Raw genomic sequence first — 21,730 nt, 5'->3', positions numbered from 1 at the left:
AGCACACAAGGCCTGCCATGAAGCCCGTCCTGGCCCTGGTTGGCCGCCCCAATGTGGGCAAATCCACGCTGTTCAACCGGCTGACCAAGTCGCGCGACGCCATCGTGGCCGATTTCGCCGGCCTGACGCGCGACCGCCACTACGGCAACGGCAAGCAGGGCAAGCACGAGTACATCGTCATCGACACCGGCGGCTTCGAGCCGGATGCCACCAGCGGCATCTACAAGGAGATGGCGCGCCAGACCCAGCAGGCCGTGGCTGAGGCTGACGTGGTGATCTTCGTCGTCGATGCGCGCGAGGGCCTGTCGGCCCAGGACCACGACATCGCCAAATACCTGCGCCGGCTAGGCAAACCCTGCGTGCTGGTGGCCAACAAGGCCGAAGGCATGAAAGAGGGCGTGCAGCTGGTCGAGTTTTTCGAGCTCGGCCTGGGCGAGGTTTACCCCATTTCGGCCGCGCACGGCCAGGGCATACGCGACCTGGTGGAGCTGGCGCTGGCGCCGCTGAACCTGCCCGATGAGGACGAAGAGGCTGCTGCTGAAGAGGGCGTCATCAAGCTGGCTGTGGCCGGCCGCCCCAATGTGGGCAAATCCACGCTGATCAACACCTGGCTGGGTGAGGAGCGGCTGGTGGCGTTTGACCTGCCAGGCACCACGCGCGACGCCATCTCGGTGCCGTTCGAGCGCGACGGCCAGAAGTTCGAGCTGATCGACACCGCCGGTCTGCGCCGCAAGGGCAAGGTGTTCGAGGCGATCGAGAAGTTTTCGGTGGTCAAGACGCTACAGGCCATCGAGTCGGCCAACGTGGTGCTGTTGCTGCTGGATGCCACCCAGGGCGTGACCGACCAGGACGCCCACATCGCCGGCTACATCCTGGAAAGCGGCCGTGCCGTGGTGCTGGCCATCAACAAATGGGACGCGGTGGACGCCTACCAGCGCGAGCTGGTGCAGCGCTCCATCGAGACGCGGCTGGCCTTCCTGAAGTTCGCCGCGCTGCACCTGATCTCGGCCAAGAAGCGCCAAGGGCTGGGGCCGGTGTGGACCTCCATCACGCAAGCCTACCAGGCCGCCAACCGCAAGATGCCCACGCCGGTGCTGACACGCCTGCTGCTGGAGGCGGTGCAGTACCAGACGCCCAAGAAGTCCGGCATGTACCGGCCCAAGCTGCGTTATGCGCACCAGGGCGGCATGAACCCGCCCATCATCATTATCCACGGCAACTCGCTGGAGCACGTTACCGACGCTTACAAGCGCTTCCTGGAGGGGCGCTTCCGCAAGGAATTCAACCTCACGGGCACGCCGCTGCGCATTCAGATGAAGAGCTCGACCAATCCCTACGCCGACCGGGACAACTGACACTGTACGCTGGCGCACTGATGCGCCTTTTTGCTGTTCAGCGATGCGCCACTTGGGTGATAGTTCCCGCGCAGTGCCCACTTTATTAGAGCGTGAATTGCAACTCTTCCGGCGAAATTTCGTTTTGCTGTGGTAAGTTCGGAACCTTCAATAACAACATTTCTTGAACACGGAGAATATCGTGAGCAACAAAGGTCAACTTTTGCAAGACCCCTTCCTCAACGCCCTGCGCCGCGAGCATGTGCCGGTCTCCATCTACCTGGTCAACGGCATCAAGCTGCAAGGCCAGATCGAGTCGTTCGATCAATACGTCGTTCTGCTGCGCAACACGGTGACCCAGATGGTGTACAAGCACGCCATCTCCACCATCGTGCCGGGCCGCGCCGTCAACTTCGCGACGGCCGAGGGCGATTCCGCTGCCGCTTGATGCGGGCTGGCCGGGTAGCTGGCCGTCGCCGCGGCACTTCAGCCATCCTGCCAGACATCCCGAAATTTGAGCGCTTTGCCTGACCGCCCCGCGACCCCCACCATCCTGGTCGGGGTCGATCTGGGCTTGCCCCATTTCGACAGCGAGCTGGAAGAACTGGGCCTGCTGGCCGAGTCCGCCGGCCTGCAGCCGGTGGCGCGGCTGACCTGCAAGCGGCGCGCGCCAGATGCGGCGCTGTTCGTGGGCAGCGGCAAGGCCGAAGAGATCAAGCTGCTGGCGGCCCAGCACGGCGCGCAGGAAATCCTGTTCGACCAGTCACTCAGCCCGGCGCAACAGCGCAACCTGGAGCGCCTGCTGGAACTGCCGGTGAACGACCGCACGCTGCTGATCCTGCAAATCTTTGCCCAGCGCGCCCGCAGCCACGAAGGCAAGCTGCAGGTGGAGCTGGCCAAACTGCAATACCTGAGCACGCGCCTGGTGCGCCGCTGGTCGCACCTGGAGCGCCAAAGCGGCGGCATCGGCATGCGCGGTGGCCCGGGTGAAACGCAGATCGAGCTGGACCGCCGCATGATCGGCGACGCCATCAAGCGCACCAAGGAGCGGCTGGTCAAGGTCAAGCGCCAGCGCCAGACGCAGCGGCGCCACCGCGAGCGGCGCGACGCCTTCAACATCTCGCTGGTGGGCTACACCAATGCCGGCAAGTCCACGCTGTTCAACGCGCTGGTCAAGGCGCGTGCCTACGCCGCCGACCAGCTGTTTGCCACGCTGGACACCACCACCCGCAACCTGTACCTGGGCGAGGCCGCCCGCTCGGTGTCGCTGTCCGACACCGTGGGTTTCATCCGCGACCTGCCGCACGGCCTGGTGGCGGCTTTCCAGGCCACCTTGCAGGAGGCGGTGGACGCCGACCTGCTGATGCATGTGGTGGACGCCGCCAACCCCCACTGGCCCGAGCAGATTGCCGAGGTGCAGCGCGTGCTGGCCGAGATCGGCGCGCAGGACGTGCCGCAGTTATTGGTGTTCAACAAGCTCGACGCCCTTGAAAACGAGCGCCGGCCCCTGCACCTGCAAGACAGTTTCGACCTCGATGGCCAGCAAACCCCCAGAATCTGGGTCAGCGCCGGCACCGGCGAGGGGTTGCCGGCGCTGCGCCAGCACCTGGCCCAGGTGGTGGGTGCGGCGGCGCAGGAGGCTTTAGAGGGGGCTGAATACGGCGACAATGCCGGATTTGGCAGCGGACTTGGCACAATAGCTTGAGTTTACAAACGAGACGCATGATGCATTTCTTCAAACGAACCCCGCGCCTGGCTGGCCTGGCTGGGCGTTTGCGTGGCATGTTCAACCTGAACGACCCGCGCTGGGGCCGCAATGATGGCGTACAGGGCGCAAATGGCGCACAGGGCCCGCAGCCCACGCGCCCTGCGCACCAGGAAGGCGAGCCGCCGCGCGGCCAGGGCCCGAACCAGGGCCCGCCGGATCTGGACGAAATGTGGCGCGATTTCAACCGCAAGCTCAGTGGCCTGTTTGGTGGCAAGCGCGGCGCCCGGCCCAATGGCCCCAATGGCCCCAATGGCTCCGGCGGCGACGGCAACAAGCCCGACATGCGCAATGCCGGCATCGGCGTGTCGCTGATCCTGCTGGTGGTGTTCGTGATCTGGATGGGCACCGGCTTCTTCATCGTGCAGGAAGGCCAGCAGGCCGTCATCACGCAATTCGGCCGCTACAAGGGCACTGTGGGTGCCGGTTTCAACTGGCGCCTGCCTTACCCGGTGCAGCGCCATGAGCTGGTGTACGTGACGCAGATACGTTCGGTGGACGTGGGCCGCGACATCATCAGCAAGGCCACCGGCCTGCGCGAGTCGGCCATGCTGACCGAGGACGAGAACATCGTCGACATCAAATTCGCCGTCCAATACCGCCTGAACGACGCCCGCGCCTTCCTGTTCGAGAGCAAGAGCCCGGCCGAGGCCGTGGTGCAGGCCGCCGAGACGGCGGTGCGCGAGGTGGTGGGCAAGATGCGCATGGATTCCGCGCTGTCCGACGAGCGCGACCAGATCGGTCCGCGCGTGCGCGTGCTGATGCAGCGGATTCTGGACCAGTACAAGGTCGGCATCGAGGTCGTGGGCATCAACCTGCAGCAAGGCGGCGTGCGCCCGCCCGAGCAGGTGCAGGCCGCATTCGACGATGTGCTGAAGGCCGGCCAGGAGCGCGAAAAGGTCAAGAACGAGGCCCAGGCCTACGCCAACGACGTGATTCCGCGCGCTGTCGGTACCGCCTCGCGCTACAAGGAAGAATCCGAAGCCTACAAGTCCCGTATCGTCGCGCAGGCCCAGGGCGATGCCCAGCGCTTCCGCTCGGTGCTGGCCGAGTACCAGAAGGCCCCCCAGGTGACGCGCGACCGCATGTACCTGGACACCATGGCCCAGATCTACACCAACGTCACCAAGGTGGTGGTGGATTCCCGGCAGGGCTCCAACCTGCTGTACCTGCCGCTGGACAAGGTCATGCAGCTGGCCGCCGCCAACGACAGCTCGGTGCTGCCGTCCGGTACCGTCAACGTGACGCCGTCGCCGCAGAGCCCGGCCCTGGCGCCACCCATTTCCCCCGATTCACGCACGCGCGACGGGTCCCGCACCCGTGACCGCGAAGCACGCTAGGAGCCCGCTGCCATGAACCGGATTGGATTCATCATTACCTCCGTGCTCGTGCTGCTGATGCTGGCGAGTTCCACCTTGTTTGTGGTCGACCAGCGCCAGTTCGGCGTGGTCTATGCCCTGGGGCAGATCAAGGACGTCATCACCGAACCCGGCCTGAACTTCAAGCTGCCGCCGCCGTTCCAGAACGTGACCTACATCGACAAGCGTCTGCTGACGCTGGACAGCAACGACTCCGAACCCATGCTGACGGCTGAAAAGCAGCGCGTGGTGATCGACTGGTACGTGCGCTGGCGCGTCTCGGAGCCCACCCAGTACATCCGCAACGTGGGGCAGGACGAGGCCGCTGGCGCCAGCCAATTGGCGCGCGTGGTGCGCAATGCCTTCCAGGAAGAGATCAACAAGCGCACGGTGCGCGAGTTGCTGTCCACCAAGCGCGAAACCCTGATGGCCGACGTCAAGAAGGAAGTGCTGGCCCAAGTGCGCGGCGCCAAGCCCTGGGGCGTGGACGTGGTAGACGTGCGCATCACCCGAGCCGACTACGTGGATGCCATCACCGAATCGGTCTACGGCCGCATGAAGGCCGAGCGCAACCGCGTGGCCAACGAGCTGCGCTCCACCGGCGGTGCCGAGGGCGAAAAGATCCGCGCCGATGCCGACCGCCAGCGCGAAATCACCATCGCCAACGCCTACCGCGACGCGCAAAAGACCAAGGGCGAGGGCGACGCCGAAGCCGCCCGCATCTATGCCGACGCCTTCGGCCGCGACCCGCAGTTTGCGCAGTTCTACCGCAGCCTGGAGGCCTACAAGGTCAGCCTGGCGAGGAAGAGCGATGTGCTGGTGCTGGACCCGTCCAGCAACGAATTCTTCAAGACCTTCCGCGGCGGTGGCGCCGCCGCACCGGCCGGCAAGAAGTAAGCAGGCAGCGGCCATGAACAGCGACGCGCTGTGGCTGGCCCTGGGCCTGTGGCTGGTGCTGGAAGGGCTGTTCCCCTTCCTGTCACCCTCGGGCTGGCGCAAGGCCTTCCTGCAACTGCTGCAGATGCAGGACGGCCAGATCCGTTTCTTTGGCCTGTGCAGCGTGCTGCTGGGCCTGGCGCTGATCCTGCTGCTGACCTGACGGATCCGCATCCAGCCCGTGCCGGCCCCGGCATTGCCTGATAATGACCGCATAAATGGTGGGTTTTCGCGCTCATGAACGGGGGCGCGGGGACCGATAACACCTGGATCGATCCTTAAAAAATGCTGTCACACAGGTACGCCCATGTCGAATTACGACGCCCTGGCGAGTTTCATCGTGCTTTGCGTGCCGCTGGTTGCGGTGGTGCAGGTGCTCAATTGGTGGTTGTGTCCGTTGGAGGGGGAGGGGGCGGATGCTGCCACGGACAAGCACACCCATCACGCCAAGACACCTTGAGTTGATACGTTTTCTTGAAGCACGTACTCTTCATCTGCAGCCAGAATCGCCTGCGAAGTCCAACGGCTGAGCAGGTTTTCTCCACGCGCCAGGACATCGCGTGCAGCTCCGCCGGTCTGAACCATGACGCCGAGAACCCGGTCACACCCGAACTGGTGAGTTGGGCGGACATCATTTTCGTCATGGAGCGCGCACACCGGAGCAAGTTGGCCTCGAAGTTCAGGCCTTACATGGGCAAGGCGCGCGTCATCTGCCTGGACATTCCCGATAACTATGCGTACATGGCACCGGAGCTTGTGAAGCTCCTTGAAGCCAAGGTGGGCCGTCACCTGCCGCACCAATGAGGCAGCGTGGCCAGGGGAACAGGCTAACCACCCGGTAAAATACCGTTTTTAACAGCCTCCCCAAACTTCCATGTCCGCCTGGGTCCTGCCGGATCACATAGCCGATGTATTGCCTTCCGAGGCGAGGCACATCGAAGAATTGCGCAGAGACCTGCTGGACATGGCCCGGTGCTATGGCTTCGAGCTGGTGATGCCCCCTATGCTGGAACACCTGGAGTCGCTGCTGACCGGCACCGGCAAGGCGCTGGATCTGCAGACTTTCAAGCTGGTGGACCAGCTCTCCGGCCGCATGATGGGCCTGCGGGCCGACAGCACGCCGCAGGTGGCCCGCATCGATGCCCATTTGCTGAACCGCCAGGGGGTCACCCGCCTGTGCTACTGCGGCCCGGTGCTGCACACCCGGCCCGACGGCCCCTATGCCACCCGTGAACCGCTGCAGTTTGGCGCCGAGATCTACGGCCATGCCGGGCTGGAGGCCGACCTGGAGGCGCTGCAACTGGCGCTGGACTGCGTCAAGGTGGCGCAGGTGCAGGGCGCCAGCGTGGACATGGCGGACGCCCGCATCGTCAAGGCGCTGCTGCATGGCGTGCCAGCCGATGCCGAAGCGCTGTCGCAGGTGCATGCCGCGCTGGCCGCCAAGGATGCCGCCGGTCTGGCCAGCCTGACCAAAGACTTCCCCCAGGCCTCACGCCAGGGCCTGCTGGCGCTCGTGGGCCTGTATGGCGATGGTGCCGTGCTGGCCGAGGCCGGCAAAGCGCTGGCCGCCTTTCCCGAGGTGGCGCCGGCGCTGGCCAACCTGCATTGGCTGGCCAGCCAGTTGCCCGGCACCCGCGTCAGCTTTGACCTGGCCGATTCGCGCGGTTATGCCTATTACACCGGCGTGCGCTACGCCATCTACGCCCCCGGCGCACACGACGCGCTGGCGCGCGGCGGCCGCTATGACGAGGTCGGCGCGGTGTTTGGCCGCAAGCGTCCGGCGGCAGGTTTCAGCCTGGACATCAAGGCGCTGGTGCCGGTGGTGGCGCCGCGCGCGCTGCGCGCCGCCATCAGGGCCCCATGGAGTGAGTCACCCGAGCTGCGCGGGGCAATAGCCGCGCTGCGCGAGCGCGGCGAAACCGTGGTCTGCGTGCTGCCCGGCCATGAGAGCGAGGTGGACGAGTTCCACTGCGACCGCGAGCTGCTGCAGGCCCAGGGCCGCTGGGTGGTGCAGGCGCTCTGAAGCGCGGCACCCCTGGCCAACCGTTTTTTCACTTTTCATCCGATTCTTCACATGAACACAACCAAAGGCCGCAATGTGGTCGTCGTCGGCACCCAGTGGGGCGACGAGGGCAAGGGCAAGCTGGTGGACTGGCTGACTGAATACTCTCAAGGCGTGGTGCGTTTCCAGGGTGGCCACAATGCCGGCCACACGCTGGTCATCAATGGCGTCAAGACCGCGCTGCACCTGATCCCCAGCGGCATCATGCGCCCGGGCGTCAAGTGCTACATCGGCAATGGCGTGGTGCTGTCGGCGGGCAAGCTGTTCGAAGAGATCGAGGGGCTGGAAAAGGTCGGCGTGGAGGTGCGCTCGCGCCTGCGCATCAGCGAGGCCTGCCCGCTGATCCTGCCGTTCCACGCCGTGCTGGACCTGGCCCGCGAGGCCGCGCGCGAAAAGGGTGGCACCGAGAAGATCGGCACCACCGGCCGTGGCATTGGCCCGGCGTATGAGGACAAGATCGCCCGCCGCGCGCTGCGCGTGCAGGACCTGAAGCACCCCGAGCGCTTCGCCGCCAAGCTCAAGGAGTTGCTGGACCTGCACAACCACGTGCTGACCACCTACCTGGGCTCGGCCGCCTTCGTGTTTGGCGATGCGCTCAAGCCCTACCTGAAGGATGGCCAGGTGCAGTTCGAGCCGGTGTACGCCGAAGCCATGAAGCACGCTGAACTGCTCAAGCCCATGATGGCCGACGTGTCGCGCGAGCTCAACGACGCCCACCGCGACGGCGTCAACCTGCTGTTCGAAGGTGCCCAGGGCACACTGCTGGACGTGGACCACGGCACCTACCCCTATGTGACCTCCAGCAACTGCGTGGCCGGCAACGCCGCCGCCGGTGCCGGCGTGGGGCCGGGCATGCTGCACTACATCCTTGGCATCACCAAGGCCTATTGCACGCGCGTGGGCGGCGGCCCGTTCCCCACCGAGCTGGACTGGGAAACCCCCGGCACGCCCGGCTACCACATGAGCACCGTGGGGGCCGAAAAGGGCGTCACCACCGGCCGCTCGCGCCGTTGCGGCTGGTTTGACGCCGCGCTGCTGAAGCGTTCGGCCCAGGTCAACGGCCTGTCGGGCCTGTGCATCACCAAGCTGGACGTGCTGGACGGTATCAAGGAGCTGCTGCTGTGCACCGGCTACGAGCTGGACGGCCAGGTCACCGACATCCTGCCCATGGGTGCCGACGACATCGCCCGCTGCAAGCCGATCTACGAGGTGATGGAAGGCTGGACCCAGAGCACCGTGGGCGTGACCAAGTACGACGAGCTGCCGATTGCCGCGCGCCTGTATCTGCAGCGCATCGAGCAGGTGACCGGGGTGCCGATTGATATCATTTCCACCAGCCCGGACCGCGACCACACCATCATGATGCGTCACCCGTATTTGGCCCAGTAAGCCGGCTCCCCACCCCTTCCACCCATCGCAAGAAAAACCAGGAGTTCCACCCCATGCTGACCGAAGACGGCAAACACCTGTATGTGAGCTACGACGAGTACCACAACCTGATCGAGAAGCTGGCCATCAAGGTCCACCAGTCGGGCTGGCAGTTCGACACCATCCTGTGCCTGGCGCGCGGCGGCATGCGCCCGGGCGACATCCTGTCGCGCGTGTTCGACAAGCCGCTGGCCATCATGTCCACCAGCTCCTACCGGGCCGATGCCGGCACCATCCAGGGCCACCTGGACATCGCCCGCTACATCACCACGCCCAAGGGCGAAATCGCCGGCAAGGTGCTGTTGGTGGACGACCTGGCCGATTCCGGCCACACGCTGAACGCCGTCATCCACATGCTGCGCAACAACTACTCACCCATCACCGAGCTGCGCAGCGCGGTGATCTGGACCAAGGCGCTGTCCACCTTCACGCCGGACTACCAGGTGGAGTTCCTGCCCACCAACCCGTGGATCCACCAGCCGTTCGAGAGTTACGATGCCATGCGTCCCGAACAACTGATCCAAAAGTGGAGTGTCTGAGCACCGATGCGCGACATCTCCACCGAACTGCTGCACCACCCCTACACGCCGCCCGGCGGCTTTGAGGCCCCACAGCCTGGCGTGTTCAAGGCCTCCACGGTGTTCTTCAACACCGTGGCCGAGATGCGCAGCCGCGAGTGGAAGGACAAGAGCGGCTACACCTACGGCCTGCACGGCACGCCCACCACCTTCCTGCTGGAAGAGCGCCTGTGCACGCTGGAAGGCGGTGCCCAGTGCCTGCTGGTGCCCAGCGGCCTGGCGGCCATCGCCCTGGTCAACCTGTCGTTGTTGAAAGCCGGTGACGAGGTGCTGTTGCCGGACAACGTCTACAACAACAACAAGATCCTGGCGCTGGGCGAGTTGCGCGACTGGGGCATCAGCCACCAGGTCTACGACCCCATGGACGTGCAAGACCTCGCAAGCAAGATCACGCCCAAGACCCGGCTGGTGTGGCTGGAAGCCGCTGGCTCGGTGACGCTGGAGTTCCCCGACCTGGTAGCGCAGACGCGGCTGTGCCGCGAATGCGGCGTCACCAGCGTGCTGGACAACACCTGGGGTGCCGGCCTGGCCTTCAACGCCTTCGACCTGACCCCGGGCCAGGGCGACCTGGGTGTGGACCTGACCATTCATGCACTGACCAAATACCCCAGCGGTGGTGGCGACGTGATGATGGGCAGCATCGTCACCCGCGACCCCAAGCTGCACATGCAGCTGAAGCTCACCCACATGCGGCTGGGCCTGGCGGTGGGTGCGAACGACGCCGAAGGCGTGTTGCGCGGCCTGCCCAGCATCAGCCTGCGCTACCGGGCGCACGACCAGGCGGCGCGCGAGCTGGCCGTTTGGGCGCAGGCGCAGCCGCAGTTCGTCCAGGTGCTACACCCGGCTTTGCCAGACTCCCCAGGGCATGCGCATTGGCAGGCGCTGACCGGCGGCGGCCCGGGCACGGCGGCGGCGCTGTTCACGGTGGTGATAGCCGCCAAATACACGCAGGCCCAGGTGGATGCGTTTTGCGACGGGCTGAAACTGTTCCGGCTGGGTTACAGCTGGGCCGGCCCCATCAGCCTGGTGGTGCCGTATGAACTGATGGCCATGCGCCAGCGCTGGCCGGCCGGGTTGAAACAGGGCACCGTGGTGCGCTTTTTCGTTGGCCTGGAGTCGGTGGCCGACCTGCAGGCCGACCTGGCCCAGGCGTTGCGCGCGGCGCTGGCCTGAGCGCTGGCGGCGTTCGCCGTTTTTTCGCTAGCCGGCGGGGGCCGGGTGGTGTTAAAGTGATCGCAACCTGAAGAAAGAAGACATTGGCAACACCCAACTACGGTTACGAAAAACGCCAGAAAGAACTGGCGAAAAAGCGCAAGAAGGAAGACAAGCTCAAGGCCAAGGCCGATCGCAAGTCGGGCGTGCCCGAGCAGGGCGACGGCGATGAAGCCGGGGCTGAGCCCGGTGCGCCGGCCGACGGCAACGCCACGCCGCCTGCCCAGCCCTGAGCCGCTGCCTTAACTGCGCATGGCGCCCTGGCTGAGCAATTCAGCCGCCAGGCGGGCGTATTCCTGTGGCGAACGGCTCGCGGCCATGAGCGGCTGCATCTCCCCCGACTGGTTGAAATTGCGGCGCTGCGACTGCTGGTAGGCCGGATCGTAGTGCTGTTGCAACAGCTCGTGCACCATGTCGGTCCACTGGCCAGCGCGTGCCAGTGCCTGCCAGTGCTCCACCAGCTTCTTGCCGCGCAACGCCGTCAGCGCCTGCAGGCGTTCGCACAGCACTTCGGGCTGGTCGAGGAAGTAGGCGTAGTCCTCCAGCAGCAGGGCCACGCGCTCGTCCAGCGGCATCTCCAGGTTCAGGCAGGGGCTGGTGCGCATGGCGTCCATCAGCTCCAGCGGAGCGGCCACGTTGCCGATCTTGCGGCTCTCGCTCTCCACAAACACCGGCCGCGCCGGGTCCAGGTTGCGCAGGGTCTGCCACAGGCGCGATTCGAATTGCTTTTGCGACGGCTGGGGTTGCCCCGGCACCGCCCCCAGCACCGAGCTGCGGTGGTTGGCCAGCCCCTCCAGGTCCAGCACCTGGGCGCCGGCAGCGGCCAGCGCATGCAGCAGCCGCGTCTTGCCTGAACCGGTGGCGCCGCTGATCACCCTGTAACTCAGCCGCCCCTGCGCCAGCGCCGGCAACTCGCGCAGCACCGCGCTGCGGTAGGCCTTGTAGCCGCCTTGCAGCAGCGTGACGCGAAAGCCGATCTGGTCCAGGATGGCGGCCAGCGCGCCGCTGCGCTGGCCGCCGCGCCAGCAATAGGCCAGTGGCTTCCAGCTCTTGGGTTTGTCCAGCACCTCGCGCTCGATGTGGGCGGCGATGTTGCGCGCCGCCATGGCCGCACCGCGCTTGCGAGCCTCGAAGGCGTCAATCTGCTTGTAAGTGGTGCCGACGATGCGGCGCTCCTCGTTGCTCAGCGTCGGCCAGTTGACGGCACCGGGCAGGCGGTCTTCAGCGTGCTCGTCCTCGCTGCGGGCGTCGAGGATGGCGTCGAACTGGTCGAGCTGCTGCAACGCCTGTTCGGCGGTGATAACGACCAGGCTCATGTGAGCAGCTTCTTCAGCTCCACCCAGACGTTGTCCAGCAACTGCGGATGGGCTGCGGCCGTGGGGTGGATGCGGTCGGCCTGGAACAGCTTTAGCGTATCCGCCTGGTCGGCCACACCTTTCAGAAAGAAGGGCACCAAGCCGGCCTTGCGCGCCTTGGCCACGCTTTGGTAGGCGGCGGCGAAGCGCTGGTTGTAGTCGGCGCCGTAATTGGGCGGCACCTGCTGGCCCACCAGCAGCACCTTGGCGCCGGCCGCCTGCGCGGCTTGCGTCATCTGCGCCAGGTTGGCTTCGGTGTCCTTCAGCGGCAGGCCACGCAGCGCATCATTGGCGCCCAGCTCGATCAACACCACAGCCGGTTTGTGCTGGGCCAGCAGCCGGGGCAGGCGCGACACGCCGCCCGCGGTGGTGTCGCCGCTGATGCTGGCGTTGAGTACCGTGTAGGCTGGCTTCTGGGCCTGCAGCCGTTGCGCCAGCAGTGCCACCCAGCCGGTGCCGCGCTGCAGGCCGTATTCGGCGCTGAGCGAATCACCCACCACCAGGATGGTCTTGGTGGCCGCCGAAGGGGTAGGGGGGGAGCCCAACGCAGCTTTTTCCGTCGCCAATGCCCCCAGGAATGGCCCCGTGGTCAGGAACAGGGCCGTAGCCGCGATAAAGTGTCGTCGTAGCAAAACAAGAAACCTCATGTCTGAATCAGCAACCATCATCTCCGTGGAGCACGTGTTCAAGTCCGTCACCGACTCCACCGGCACGCTCGACATTTTGCGCGATATTGATTTTTCACTGCGCGAACGCCAAACCGCCGCCATTGTGGGCGCCTCGGGCTCGGGCAAGAGCACGCTGCTGTCCATCATCGCCGGTTTGGACACCCCCACACGTGGCACGGTGAAGCTGGCCGGCCAGGACCTGTTTGCGCTGGACGAGGACGCCCGCGCCGGCGTGCGCGCCAGCAAGCTGGGCTTCGTGTTCCAGAGCTTCCAGCTGCTGGGCAACCTGACGGCGCTGGAAAACGTGATGCTGCCCTTGGAGCTGGCCGCGCGCAAGGACTCGCGCAAGGCCGCCAGCGACATGCTGGCCCGTGTGGGCCTGTCCGCGCGGCTGAGTTCCTACCCCAAGGTGCTCAGCGGCGGCGAACAGCAGCGCGTGGCGCTGGCCCGGGCCTTCGTGGTGCAGCCGGCGGTGCTGCTGGCCGACGAGCCCACCGGCAGCCTGGACTTTGCCACCGGCGAGAAGGTGATGGAGCTGATGTTCGCGCTCAACCGCGAGCTGGGGACCACGCTGGTGCTGGTCACGCACGACCGGGGCATTGCGGAGCGTTGCGAGCACCGCATCACCATCGAGGCGGGTCAGGTGCTGGCCTGATTGCGACTGGGGGGTCAGTGCCGATTCAGCGCACCATTGACCGTTACGGCGTAATCTTCCACCGGCAGCATCTCGAAGGTGCACATGACCGGCCATGCATCTGGGTTGGACTTGGTAGCCTGCGTCTCGGTCAATTTTTCACGGGTGACGTAGGTGTCTTTGCCCAGTGCTCTGGATGGCATGTTCCAGTTGTAGTGAGGTTCAAGTGTCATGCCACATCGTGCGCCCACTCGTGCAGGCGGTATGGGCTCAATTGTGTCCAAGTGTGATCTGGCGGGTGTTCACCGTGCAGATCAGTCGCTTCGCCGCAGTTGCCGGTCCTCGGTCAGGATCCCCGCCAACCGGCTGGCCCGCATGCGTTGGCGCAGACTGCGTCGATAATTGGCACATGTCTTCCCCCAAAGTCCTGTTCGGCTTCCATGCCGTGGGCGTGCGGCTGAAAACCGCGCCCCAGTCCATCATCGAGATCTATTACGAGCCGACGCGGCGCGACGCCCGCATGCGCCAATTCATCGACAAGGTGAAGGAGGCCGGTGTGCGGCTGATCGAGGCCGATGGCCTGCGCCTGGCCAAGCTGGCCGGCAGCCATGGCCACCAGGGCGTGGCCGCACGCGTGCAACCCCAGGAGCAGGTGCATTCGCTGGACGAACTGCTGGAGCAGCTGGAGGCCGCCAACGAAGGCCTGCCAGCGGCTGAGCGTGTGCAGCCGCTGCTGCTGGTGCTGGACGGTGTGACCGACCCGCACAACCTGGGCGCCTGCCTGCGCGTGGCCGATGGCGCCGGCGCGCATGCGGTGATCGCCCCCAAGGACCATGCCGCCGGCATCAACGCCACCGTGGCCAAGGTGGCCAGCGGCGCGGCCGAGACAGTGCCTTACTTCATGGTGACCAACCTGGCGCGCACGCTCAACGAGCTGAAGGAGCGCAACATCTGGATCATCGGCACCAGCGATTCGGTCGATGCCAAGACGCTGTACCAGGTGGATCTGAAAGGCCCGGTGGCGCTGGTGCTGGGCGCCGAGGGTGCTGGCATGCGCCAACTGACAGCCAAGACCTGCGATGAGCTGGTCAGCATTCCGATGCGTGGTGCGGTGGAGAGCCTGAACGTGTCAGTCGCTTCAGGCGTTTGCTTGTACGAGGCTTTGCGGCAACGCGCCCTGCCTTGACAGTCAAGTTGCGCGGGGGATCAAGCCAATATTGACGGGGCTGGAGGGCGTGGCCACAATGGGACACGATGGCCGATGCAGGGCTTTCAAGGGGGTCTCATGGCTGAGAGCGACAAGCTGTTCGCGGGGTCGATTCCGAAGTCTTACGACACCTTGATGGTGCCCCTGATTTTCGAGGCTTATGCGGCCGACACGGCACACCTGGTTGCCGGCTACTCGCCCGGCTCGGTGCTTGAAACGGCGGCCGGCAGCGGCGCGGTCACGCGGGCGCTGGCGCCGCAGCTCGCGCCCGACGCGCGCTATGTGGTGACCGACCTCAACCAACCCATGCTCGACTATGCCGCCAGCCGGCAGGGAGCCGACAGCCGCATCACCTGGCGGCAGGCGGACGCATTGGCCCTGCCGTTTGAAGACGCCTCGTTCGACGTCGTCTGCTGCCAGTTTGGCGCCATGTTCTTTCCCAACCGGGTGGCCGGCTATGCCGAGGCGCGCCGCGTGCTGAAGGCCGGTGGACGCTTTGTCTTCAGCGTCTGGGACCGTATTGAGGAGAATGCTTTTGCCGATGAGGTCACCAACGCCGTCGCCGCCTTGTTTGCGCACGACCCGCCGCGCTTCCTGGCCCGCACGCCGCACGGCTACCACGATGTTGCGTTGATCCGCGAGGATCTGAGCCGTGCAGGGTTTGCCGATATCCAGATCGACACGCGCGAGAAGGTCAGTCGCGCGTCCTCGGCACGCGCTGTCGCCACCGCCTATTGCCAGGGCACGCCGTTGCGTAACGAAATCGAGGCACGCGACGCCGGTTCGCTTGCGCTGGCCACGGAGCGGGCGGCCGAGGCGATCGCCAGCCGCCATGGCGATGGCCCGGTGGCCGGCAAGATTCAGGCGCATGTGATCGTGGCGGGAGGATGAGCAAGGCCGGGCTGCCTTAGAGCGCCTGCGCCTTGTGTTTGTCCAGCCGCGCCTTCAAAAAGCCGCCGGTGCCGTAGCGGGTGATGCGGCTGTAATACCGCTGGGTCAGGCGCTGCACCATGGCCGAGTACTCGTCCAGCAGGCTGGGCAGGATGTGAAAGCTGTCGTAGTTGGCGACCACCGCCACGCGCTGCTCAGGGCGGGTTACCAGCGGCGCCAACAAGGCGGTCACGGCCTGCTCCACGGCGGCAATATCGGTGCTGCTGTCTATGCTCAGGCCCTCGAAGTTGATGAACAGCAGGCGGTGTTCGCTGTCCAGCTCAAAACGCTGCGCCAGCGGCGTGGCCAGCAGGCGCTGGCGCAGGCCCAGCGGTTCATCGGCAAAAATGGCGGCGTCCATCAAGCGCAGTTGCGGGCTGATCAGCGGCACAAAGTCCATCTGCGCCAGCACATCGTGCTGCAAATCGATGCCGGGGGCAATCTCCACCAGCTCCATGCCGGCGGCGGTCAGTTGCAGCACGCAGCGTTCGGTGACATACAGCACGCGCTGGCCGCGCTTGAGCGCCTCCGCGCCACTGAAGGTGCGGTGCTCCACGGCGGCGACGAATTTCTTCATCTGCCCCTCGCGCGCCACCGACAGCTTGCCTCCTTCCACCTGAACATCGGGTTCGCCGGCGGTGAAGGTGCCCGCGAACACCACCGTCTTGGCGTTCTGGCTGATGTTGATGAAGCCACCGGCGCCGGCCAGGCGGGGCCCGAACTTGCTGACATTGAGGTTGCCCTGGGCGTCGGCCTGGGCCAGGCCCAGCACCGCCAGGTCCAGCCCGCCGCCGTCGTAGAAATCGAACTGGCTGGGTTGGTCGATCACCGCCTGGGTGTTGACGGCGGCGCCAAAGCTCATGCCGCTGGCCGGAATGCCGCCGATCACGCCAGGCTCGGCGGTCAGCGTCAGCATGTCGATGACCTGTTCCTCGGCGGCCACGCTGGCCACGCCCTCGGGCATGCCAATGCCCAGGTTGACCACGCTGTTGGGCCGCAACTCCAGTGCGGCGCGCCGGGCGATCACCTTGCGCGTGCCCATGGGCATCAGCGGATGCATGTCCATGGGCACGCGAATTTCGCCCGAGTAGGCCGGGTTGTATTGCTCCGAAAAGGTTTGCATGTGGTGCGCCGGGTCCGTGGCCACCACCACCGCGTCCACCAGCACGCCCGGCACCTTGACCATGCGCGAGTGCAGCGAACCACGGTCCGCGATGCGCTCGACCTGCGCGATGACGATGCCACCACTGTTTCGAGCCGCCATCGCGATGGCCAGCACCTCCAGCGTCAAGGCCTCACGCTCCATGGTCAGGTTGCCGTCGGCGTCGGCGGTGGTGGCGCGGATGATGCCCACCGAAATCGGGAACGCCTTGTAGAACAGGTAGTCGCGCCCGTCAATGGACATCAGGCGCACCAGGTCTTCCGTGGTGCGTGCGTTGATCTTGCCACCACCCAGGCGCGGGTCGACAAAAGTGTCCAGGCCCACATGGGTGAGGGTGCCGGGCTTGCCGGCGGCGATGTCGCGAAACAGGTGCGAGATCACCCCTTGCGGCAGGTTGTAGGCCTCTATCTGGTTGTCGATGGCCAGCTTTTGCAGTGCCGGTACCAGTCCCCAGTGCCCGCCGATCACGCGACGCAACATGCCGGGTTGGGCCAGGTGGTTCAGGCCGCGCAGCTTGCCGTCGCCCTGGCCAGCGGCGTACACCAGCGTGAGTTGCCGTGGCGCGCCGGTGCCCTCTTGGGCCAGGCTTTCCAGGTAGCGCGCCTCCAGCGCGATGGCGATCTCCTCCGCAAAGCCTATGCCCACAAAGCCGCCGGTGGCGATGGTGTCACCATCGTGGATCAGGCGCACCGCCTCGGCGGCGCTGACGATCTTGTTGCGCCGGGTGCCGTGCACGGCATGTTCGTGGAGGTTGGTGTGCATATCGTGTCCCGCTGTCGCTGTCCGGTGAAATGGCAAGGGCTGCGGCATTACAGCAGTGCCGTTGGGGTGGTGCAATCGGTAGCACTACCCATGGGGCGAATGCCAGGATTTCGGCTTTGGCAGAATGGCCCCTTGGATTCACTGGAGACACAGCATGAACAGATTTACGGGCGGCTGCCTGTGCGGCAGTGTCCGAATTGCGGCCTCGGGGTCTCCTTACCGAGTCGGCCTTTGTCATTGTCTTGACTGCCGCAAATACCATGGAGCCCTTTTCCATGCTTCCGCAGTTTTCCCTCAGGATGCGGTAACGGTGGATGGCGAAACAAGCCACTATGGCGGTCGGTATTTCTGCCCGCGCTGTGGTTCATCGGTGTTCTCACGCAGCGCGGACGAAGTCGAAGTGAACCTGGGTTCCCTGGATTCCCCTGAGCAACTGAGGCCGACCTACGAACTCTGGACCGTCCGTCGTGAGTCCTGGTTGCCGCCGTTTCCGCTCTCGAAACGGTACGACCGCGATCGCGACGCCACGAGTCGCTTTGAGGGGTAGATCACAGCACTCGCTATGGAGGGCCGCATGGGCGGCTAGACCCAGCCCAGTCCCCCCAGCACGGCACCCGCCCCCAGCAGCCACAGCATGTGTATGCGGGTGCGCCACACCAGCAGCGCGGTGACGGCGGTCAGCAGCCACAGCGGCCAGTGTTTGGCCGGGATGTTGTAGGCGGCGGTCAGCACCCAGCCGGTGGCCATCAGCAGCGCGATGACGATGGGGGCCATGCCTTGCTTGAAGGCGCGCACGGCGCGCAGTTCGCGGTTCTGGTGGCCCCAGCGGGCGGCCAGGAAGGTCAGCGTGGTGCTGGGCAGCATGATGCCGCTCATGGTGACCACCATGCCGGCAAAGGCCAGCACCCAGGCCATGGCGCCGCCGCCGGCGGCAGCGCCGGCGTTCAGGCCCACGCTCCAGCCCAGCAGCGCGATGAACAGCACGTTGGGGCCGGGCGCGGCCTGGGCCAGCGCGATGGAGGAGGTGAACTGGGCGTCGCTGAGCCAGGCTTTTTCGTCCACCAGGTAGCGGTGCATGTCCGGCGCGGTGGTGATGGCGCCGCCCACCGACAGCAGGGACAGCGACAGGTAGTGCCCGAACAGCGACAGCCAGTCCGTGGCCGCCAGGTGGATGACAGGGGCGCCGTTCATGAGCGTTCGCCCTTGGCTGCGGCGCTGACGCGGCCCAGCATGTGGTACGCCCACAGGCAGGCCGCCAGCCCCACGGTCAGCAGCACCCAGACCAGCGGCACGCGCAGGAAGGCGATCAGGCAGAACGTCAGCGTGAAGAGCGCCCAGCACGCCACCTGGCCCATCACGTTCTTGTCCAGCGCGGCGGCCAGCTTCAGGCCGGTGGCGCTGATGAGGCCGGCGGCCACCGCGCCCATGCCACGCAGCGCGCCTTGCACCACCGCCAGGTCGGAAATGCCGGCAAACACGATGGCCATCAGCAGCACCACCAGCAGCGGAAAACTCAGCATGCCGGCCAGCGCGCACAGGGCGCCGGGCACGCCGAAATGGCGATCGCCAATCATCAGCGACAGGTTGACCACGTTGGGGCCGGGCAGGATCTGCGCCACCGCCCAGTCTTCAATGAATTCCTCGCGCGTCAGCCACTGCTTCCTTTCCACCAGCTCGCGCTGCACCACCGCCAGCACGCCGCCAAAGCCTTGCAGCGCCAGCCAGGTGAAGGACCAGAACAGGTCGGAGCAGGATTGCGGCGCCGGCCGCGCCGGCGTGTTGGGGCTGGTCGATGCGGCGTTGGCCTCAGGTGTCGGCGTCATCTTCGGGCAGTGATTCGGAGGGCACGCCCTCTGACACCAGTTTATCCACCTTGTCCAACCAGGTTTGCAGGGGGGCCGGATAGCTGCCACCGGGGCCGGCGCGCCAGCGGCGGCGTGTCTGGCGCGCCAACGCGCGCAGTTGCCAGGCCGCTTCGGCGGCCAGCATGGACAGTTCCACCTTCAGCGTGTCGTCCAGCGCACTGTCGCCCAATTGCGTCAGTTGGTCCTGGGTCACGCCCACATTGGCCAGCGTGCGCCGCAGCTGGCTGACCTGCGTCGTCAGGGCCTGCAGCCCCTCCAGTCGTTCGCGGGACAGGTCAGGCTGCTTCAGCAGCACCTCAGGCCACTGGCTGATGGCATCTTCCAGCTCACGCAGGCGCGTCAGCGGGTCGGGCAGCACCAGGCTCAGTGCATTGGCAGCGTCCTGGTCGGGGCGCAGCAGGTGCATCACCTGGGCCACCAGCACGGGGTCGAAGCGGTGCATGTTCATGCGCAGCAGCACCGACAGGCGCATCTCCGGCGCATCGCGGTCCGGCGCCAGCATGGCCGCCACCACCTCGGCCAGGCCCAGGATGCGGCCCAGCGGGCTGATGGCATCACCCGCCAGGTTGCGCGGGTAGCCCGAGCCGTTCAGGTACTCATGGTGCTCGCCCACCGCGCGCACCATCTCTTTGGTGTATTCGTGGTGGCGCTTGAGCAGCACGGTGGCGATCAGCGGGTGCGAATACAGCTGGCGGCGCTGCGCGCTGCTCAGCCCGTGTTCGGGCTGAAGCAGCACCGGGTCCAGGTGCAGCATGCCGACATCGTGCAGCAGGCCGGCAGCGGCGGCCATGCCGACGTCAAAGCGCAGCGCAGTGGGCGAACGCGCCAACCAGGCCGCCGTCAGCGCCACCTGCACCGAATGCACGAACACCTCGTGACGCACCTCGCAGGCCAGCGTCAGCTGAAAGGCCATAGGGGCGGGCAGGGGGATCTTGGAGATCACGTCCAGCAACAGGACCCGCACCTTCGGGTCTTCCAGCATGCGGGCGTAAAACGGCACCTGCAGCAGCAGGTTTTCTGTTGTTTCGCGCAAGAATTCACCGGTGACCGTGGGCAGGCTGGCGACCGAGTTCTCTATGGGCTCGGACAGCTTGTGCTGCATCAGCCGCTCGTACATGCCGGCGTTGATGGCCACGCCCTTTTCAACGATCTTCACACCCTGCTCGTTGAAGATCGCGCTCGTGGTCAGCACCGGCCGGGTCTCGCCCAGTTCGGTGACTGCCTTGGTGAAGTGCTGCGCGTCGGCGCCGGCTTCTTCTTCTGGGAAATCGCTCATACCGGGGGTTTTACCAAAGCTAGCTGACACCAGGCTTGACAGGCATCAATCGGGCAAGCGCAAGGCGCGCGGCGCCTTGTTTTGCCAGGCAGCGCGCAACAGGCCCTGAACCAGGGCCGGTGGTGCTTTGGCCAACGCCAGCTTCAGGCCGACCACCTTGGCGCCCCAGTTCAGCTTGGCGCAGACGTCCGGGTGGGTGGCCAGCGCGGTTGCGCGTTCCTCTTCGGTCACAAACACGCGCAGCTCCGTGTCATCGGGCGGCGCCGTGGCGAAGATCTTGCCGCGCACGCGAAACGAGGTGAGGTCAAAGTGCGGCTGCTCCAGCGTTTCCGGCAGCGACAGCGCGTACGCACGGGCCTGCGCCAGTTTCATGCTTGCGCGTCCTGGCAATGGTCGCGGGCGCCGTAGAGCAGCTTGCCCAGGCCGCTGGGCTCGAACGGCGTCCAGTGCCCTTCAGCCTGTGCCAGCCGGTGGGCGATCAGGTACAGCGCCACCGGGCTGCTGCCCATGCCGATGTGGCTGCCGCCGCGCAGGTGGATGTTCTCGGCCTGGTTGGCCTCGTCGGCCTCGATCGAGCATTGCCAGGCCACCACGCCGTCGGTCTTGCTGTAGATGGAGGTGGTGGGCACCGGTGGCTTCACGCGCACCTCCAGGTGCTGGTTGAAGTCGATGTTGTCGAAGTTGTCGCCCGACAGCCATTCGTACACATGGGCCGCCGTGCTGGCCAGCGGGTGGCCGGTGAAGGGCGAGCCCAGCGTGATCACCTGGCGCACCTTGTCCGGCTCCGCCTTGGCCAGCTGGCGCGCGAACACGCCGCCCAGGCTTTGCCCCACCACGCTGACCTTGCGGCCATGCTGTTTGTACACCGTGTTCAGCAACTGCTGCATGCGCGCCGGCACCTCGTCCTTGATGCCCCGGTTGCGCCCCATGCCCCAGGGGCAGGTGACGTAACCCAGGTCGTCCAGAAAGCGGCGCAACAGCGCGGTGGAGATGTCCGAGGCGGCGAAGCCCGGCAGCACCAGCACCGGGTGGCCGTCGCCACGCGGGGCCAGGCGCGAGAGTGCCGGGTACATGGCCACGCCCGACCAGAATTCCCAGATGGAGCGCTGCTCCAGGGCCAGCAGCCACCACGAGGGCGCGGCGATGTCGGGGAACTGGGTCAGCGAGGCTTTCAGTTGGCTGATGCGGGACATGGGGG

General features: G+C 65.9%; 26 protein-coding genes. 17 read left to right on the top strand and 9 right to left on the bottom strand.

The features are described 5' to 3' along the window. Positions 1-17: 17 nt before the first annotated feature. The 13 genes from der (at position 18) to AC1DX2_RS03275 (ending at position 10,906) form a co-directional block, all read left to right on the top strand. Positions 18-1,355 (top strand): ribosome biogenesis GTPase Der, encoded by a 1,338-nt coding sequence (der, locus tag AC1DX2_RS03335; protein WP_477194865.1) that lies wholly within the window; start codon positions 18-20, stop codon positions 1,353-1,355. A 181-nt stretch (positions 1,356-1,536) separates the two neighbouring features. Further along, a complete protein-coding gene (gene hfq, locus AC1DX2_RS03330) occupies positions 1,537-1,782 on the top strand; it encodes an RNA chaperone Hfq (protein ID WP_477194864.1) in 246 nt (81 codons plus the stop codon). A 66-nt stretch (positions 1,783-1,848) separates the two neighbouring features. Next, positions 1,849-3,039: a GTPase HflX gene (gene hflX, locus AC1DX2_RS03325; protein WP_477194863.1), complete on the top strand. Its 1,191-nt coding sequence runs from the start codon at positions 1,849-1,851 to the stop codon at positions 3,037-3,039. Between the two features lie 17 nt (positions 3,040-3,056). Continuing rightward, positions 3,057-4,439, top strand: coding sequence for an FtsH protease activity modulator HflK (gene hflK, locus AC1DX2_RS03320; RefSeq protein WP_477194862.1), 1,383 nt, complete (start codon positions 3,057-3,059; stop codon positions 4,437-4,439). A gap of 12 nt (positions 4,440-4,451) precedes the next feature. Further along, the gene (gene hflC, locus AC1DX2_RS03315) at positions 4,452-5,354 is read left to right on the top strand and encodes a protease modulator HflC (protein ID WP_477194861.1); all 903 of its coding nucleotides are present in this window, start codon (positions 4,452-4,454) and stop codon (positions 5,352-5,354) included. A 13-nt stretch (positions 5,355-5,367) separates the two neighbouring features. After that, complete coding sequence (locus AC1DX2_RS03310; RefSeq protein WP_477194860.1) at positions 5,368-5,556, top strand: DUF2065 domain-containing protein; 189 nt, start codon at positions 5,368-5,370, stop codon at positions 5,554-5,556. Between the two features lie 144 nt (positions 5,557-5,700). Then, positions 5,701-5,853 (top strand): hypothetical protein, encoded by a 153-nt coding sequence (locus AC1DX2_RS03305; protein ID WP_477194859.1) that lies wholly within the window; start codon positions 5,701-5,703, stop codon positions 5,851-5,853. Positions 5,854-5,867: 14 nt separating this feature from the next. Beyond that, entirely contained in the window at positions 5,868-6,197 is a 330-nt protein-coding gene (locus AC1DX2_RS03300; RefSeq protein ID WP_477194858.1) for a low molecular weight protein tyrosine phosphatase family protein, read from the top strand. Between the two features lie 70 nt (positions 6,198-6,267). Further along, positions 6,268-7,416: an ATP phosphoribosyltransferase regulatory subunit gene (locus AC1DX2_RS03295; RefSeq protein WP_477194857.1), complete on the top strand. Its 1,149-nt coding sequence runs from the start codon at positions 6,268-6,270 to the stop codon at positions 7,414-7,416. A gap of 51 nt (positions 7,417-7,467) precedes the next feature. Next, positions 7,468-8,844, top strand: a complete 1,377-nt coding sequence (locus AC1DX2_RS03290; protein WP_477194856.1) for an adenylosuccinate synthase — start codon at positions 7,468-7,470, stop codon at positions 8,842-8,844. A 53-nt stretch (positions 8,845-8,897) separates the two neighbouring features. Continuing rightward, positions 8,898-9,422 carry a phosphoribosyltransferase gene (locus AC1DX2_RS03285; protein ID WP_477194855.1) on the top strand — a complete coding sequence of 175 codons (525 nt, stop codon included), beginning with the start codon at positions 8,898-8,900 and terminating at the stop codon, positions 9,420-9,422. A 6-nt stretch (positions 9,423-9,428) separates the two neighbouring features. Next, complete coding sequence (locus tag AC1DX2_RS03280) at positions 9,429-10,634, top strand: PLP-dependent transferase (protein WP_477194854.1); 1,206 nt, start codon at positions 9,429-9,431, stop codon at positions 10,632-10,634. 83 nt (positions 10,635-10,717) lie between these two features. Continuing rightward, positions 10,718-10,906, top strand: a complete 189-nt coding sequence (locus AC1DX2_RS03275; protein WP_477194853.1) for a hypothetical protein — start codon at positions 10,718-10,720, stop codon at positions 10,904-10,906. A gap of 9 nt (positions 10,907-10,915) precedes the next feature. Here the strand turns inward: AC1DX2_RS03275 and mnmH are convergent, their stop codons facing one another. Together mnmH and AC1DX2_RS03265 are read right to left on the bottom strand one after the other, a co-directional pair. Further along, on the bottom strand, positions 10,916-11,989 hold the full coding sequence (gene mnmH, locus AC1DX2_RS03270; RefSeq protein ID WP_477194852.1) for a tRNA 2-selenouridine(34) synthase MnmH: 1,074 nt from the start codon (positions 11,987-11,989) through the stop codon (positions 10,916-10,918). After that, positions 11,986-12,675, bottom strand: a complete 690-nt coding sequence (locus AC1DX2_RS03265; RefSeq protein ID WP_477194851.1) for an arylesterase — start codon at positions 12,673-12,675, stop codon at positions 11,986-11,988. Before AC1DX2_RS03265 ends, mnmH begins: the two co-directional genes overlap by 4 nt. On the opposite strand from AC1DX2_RS03265, the gene AC1DX2_RS03260 reads away from it, so the two are divergent. Next, entirely contained in the window at positions 12,674-13,351 is a 678-nt protein-coding gene (locus tag AC1DX2_RS03260) for an ABC transporter ATP-binding protein (protein WP_477194850.1), read from the top strand. The two genes, AC1DX2_RS03265 and AC1DX2_RS03260, sit on opposite strands and share 2 nt — an antisense overlap. Positions 13,352-13,365: 14 nt before the next feature. On the opposite strand, the gene AC1DX2_RS03255 is transcribed toward AC1DX2_RS03260, so the two are convergent. Beyond that, on the bottom strand, positions 13,366-13,533 hold the full coding sequence (locus AC1DX2_RS03255) for a hypothetical protein (RefSeq protein ID WP_477194849.1): 168 nt from the start codon (positions 13,531-13,533) through the stop codon (positions 13,366-13,368). Between the two features lie 206 nt (positions 13,534-13,739). Here AC1DX2_RS03255 and rlmB point away from each other — a divergent pair, with 206 nt between their 5' ends. Both rlmB and AC1DX2_RS03245 read left to right on the top strand, forming a co-directional pair. After that, a complete protein-coding gene (gene rlmB, locus AC1DX2_RS03250) occupies positions 13,740-14,516 on the top strand; it encodes a 23S rRNA (guanosine(2251)-2'-O)-methyltransferase RlmB (protein WP_477194848.1) in 777 nt (258 codons plus the stop codon). Between the two features lie 99 nt (positions 14,517-14,615). Continuing rightward, on the top strand, positions 14,616-15,428 hold the full coding sequence (locus AC1DX2_RS03245) for a class I SAM-dependent methyltransferase (RefSeq protein WP_477194847.1): 813 nt from the start codon (positions 14,616-14,618) through the stop codon (positions 15,426-15,428). Positions 15,429-15,444: 16 nt separating this feature from the next. Here the strand turns inward: AC1DX2_RS03245 and AC1DX2_RS03240 are convergent, their stop codons facing one another. Then, positions 15,445-17,391 carry an acyl CoA:acetate/3-ketoacid CoA transferase gene (locus AC1DX2_RS03240; RefSeq protein WP_477194846.1) on the bottom strand — a complete coding sequence of 649 codons (1,947 nt, stop codon included), beginning with the start codon at positions 17,389-17,391 and terminating at the stop codon, positions 15,445-15,447. Between the two features lie 124 nt (positions 17,392-17,515). Between AC1DX2_RS03240 and AC1DX2_RS03235 the strand changes: the two genes are divergently transcribed. Further along, positions 17,516-17,938, top strand: coding sequence for a GFA family protein (locus AC1DX2_RS03235; RefSeq protein ID WP_477194845.1), 423 nt, complete (start codon positions 17,516-17,518; stop codon positions 17,936-17,938). A 35-nt stretch (positions 17,939-17,973) separates the two neighbouring features. On the opposite strand, the gene AC1DX2_RS03230 is transcribed toward AC1DX2_RS03235, so the two are convergent. The 5 genes from AC1DX2_RS03230 to AC1DX2_RS03210 are packed head-to-tail and all read right to left on the bottom strand — an operon-like array spanning position 17,974 to position 21,725. Next, on the bottom strand, positions 17,974-18,582 hold the full coding sequence (locus AC1DX2_RS03230) for a chromate transporter (RefSeq protein WP_477194844.1): 609 nt from the start codon (positions 18,580-18,582) through the stop codon (positions 17,974-17,976). Next, positions 18,579-19,214 carry a chromate transporter gene (locus tag AC1DX2_RS03225; protein WP_477194843.1) on the bottom strand — a complete coding sequence of 212 codons (636 nt, stop codon included), beginning with the start codon at positions 19,212-19,214 and terminating at the stop codon, positions 18,579-18,581. Before AC1DX2_RS03225 ends, AC1DX2_RS03230 begins: the two co-directional genes overlap by 4 nt. Next, complete coding sequence (locus tag AC1DX2_RS03220) at positions 19,198-20,532, bottom strand: HD-GYP domain-containing protein (RefSeq protein ID WP_477194842.1); 1,335 nt, start codon at positions 20,530-20,532, stop codon at positions 19,198-19,200. The genes AC1DX2_RS03225 and AC1DX2_RS03220 overlap by 17 nt, the downstream gene beginning before the upstream one ends. Before the next feature lie 45 nt (positions 20,533-20,577). After that, entirely contained in the window at positions 20,578-20,904 is a 327-nt protein-coding gene (locus AC1DX2_RS03215; RefSeq protein WP_477194841.1) for an MmcQ/YjbR family DNA-binding protein, read from the bottom strand. Then, positions 20,901-21,725, bottom strand: coding sequence for a lipase family alpha/beta hydrolase (locus AC1DX2_RS03210; protein ID WP_477194840.1), 825 nt, complete (start codon positions 21,723-21,725; stop codon positions 20,901-20,903). The genes AC1DX2_RS03215 and AC1DX2_RS03210 overlap by 4 nt, the downstream gene beginning before the upstream one ends. Between the last annotated feature and the right edge of the window lie 5 nt (positions 21,726-21,730).

The organism is Hylemonella sp. P2_B10 (assembly GCF_056404875.1).
The sequence above is the reverse complement of the archived record's forward strand: the minus strand, read 5'-3'. Positions and strand labels throughout refer to the sequence as shown.

Excerpts from the sequence above, each read along its gene's own strand:
- der (WP_477194865.1), top strand. The coding sequence starts at position 18 with ATGAAGCCCGTCCTGGCCCTGGTTGGCCGCCCCAATGTGGGCAAATCC.
- hflK (WP_477194862.1), top strand. The coding sequence starts at position 3,057 with ATGATGCATTTCTTCAAACGAACCCCGCGCCTGGCTGGCCTGGCTGGG.
- hflC (WP_477194861.1), top strand. The coding sequence starts at position 4,452 with ATGAACCGGATTGGATTCATCATTACCTCCGTGCTCGTGCTGCTGATG.
- AC1DX2_RS03310 (WP_477194860.1), top strand. The coding sequence starts at position 5,368 with ATGAACAGCGACGCGCTGTGGCTGGCCCTGGGCCTGTGGCTGGTGCTG.
- AC1DX2_RS03305 (WP_477194859.1), top strand. The coding sequence starts at position 5,701 with ATGTCGAATTACGACGCCCTGGCGAGTTTCATCGTGCTTTGCGTGCCG.
- AC1DX2_RS03295 (WP_477194857.1), top strand. The coding sequence starts at position 6,268 with ATGTCCGCCTGGGTCCTGCCGGATCACATAGCCGATGTATTGCCTTCC.
- AC1DX2_RS03290 (WP_477194856.1), top strand. The coding sequence starts at position 7,468 with ATGAACACAACCAAAGGCCGCAATGTGGTCGTCGTCGGCACCCAGTGG.
- AC1DX2_RS03285 (WP_477194855.1), top strand. The coding sequence starts at position 8,898 with ATGCTGACCGAAGACGGCAAACACCTGTATGTGAGCTACGACGAGTAC.
- AC1DX2_RS03280 (WP_477194854.1), top strand. The coding sequence starts at position 9,429 with ATGCGCGACATCTCCACCGAACTGCTGCACCACCCCTACACGCCGCCC.
- mnmH (WP_477194852.1), bottom strand. The coding sequence starts at position 11,989 with ATGAGCCTGGTCGTTATCACCGCCGAACAGGCGTTGCAGCAGCTCGAC.
- AC1DX2_RS03260 (WP_477194850.1), top strand. The coding sequence starts at position 12,674 with ATGTCTGAATCAGCAACCATCATCTCCGTGGAGCACGTGTTCAAGTCC.
- AC1DX2_RS03265 (WP_477194851.1), bottom strand. The coding sequence starts at position 12,675 with ATGAGGTTTCTTGTTTTGCTACGACGACACTTTATCGCGGCTACGGCC.
- AC1DX2_RS03255 (WP_477194849.1), bottom strand. The coding sequence starts at position 13,533 with ATGCCATCCAGAGCACTGGGCAAAGACACCTACGTCACCCGTGAAAAA.
- rlmB (WP_477194848.1), top strand. The coding sequence starts at position 13,740 with ATGTCTTCCCCCAAAGTCCTGTTCGGCTTCCATGCCGTGGGCGTGCGG.
- AC1DX2_RS03245 (WP_477194847.1), top strand. The coding sequence starts at position 14,616 with ATGGCTGAGAGCGACAAGCTGTTCGCGGGGTCGATTCCGAAGTCTTAC.
- AC1DX2_RS03240 (WP_477194846.1), bottom strand. The coding sequence starts at position 17,391 with ATGCACACCAACCTCCACGAACATGCCGTGCACGGCACCCGGCGCAAC.
- AC1DX2_RS03235 (WP_477194845.1), top strand. The coding sequence starts at position 17,516 with ATGGCCCCTTGGATTCACTGGAGACACAGCATGAACAGATTTACGGGC.
- AC1DX2_RS03230 (WP_477194844.1), bottom strand. The coding sequence starts at position 18,582 with ATGAACGGCGCCCCTGTCATCCACCTGGCGGCCACGGACTGGCTGTCG.
- AC1DX2_RS03225 (WP_477194843.1), bottom strand. The coding sequence starts at position 19,214 with ATGACGCCGACACCTGAGGCCAACGCCGCATCGACCAGCCCCAACACG.
- AC1DX2_RS03220 (WP_477194842.1), bottom strand. The coding sequence starts at position 20,532 with ATGAGCGATTTCCCAGAAGAAGAAGCCGGCGCCGACGCGCAGCACTTC.
- AC1DX2_RS03215 (WP_477194841.1), bottom strand. The coding sequence starts at position 20,904 with ATGAAACTGGCGCAGGCCCGTGCGTACGCGCTGTCGCTGCCGGAAACG.
- AC1DX2_RS03210 (WP_477194840.1), bottom strand. The coding sequence starts at position 21,725 with ATGTCCCGCATCAGCCAACTGAAAGCCTCGCTGACCCAGTTCCCCGAC.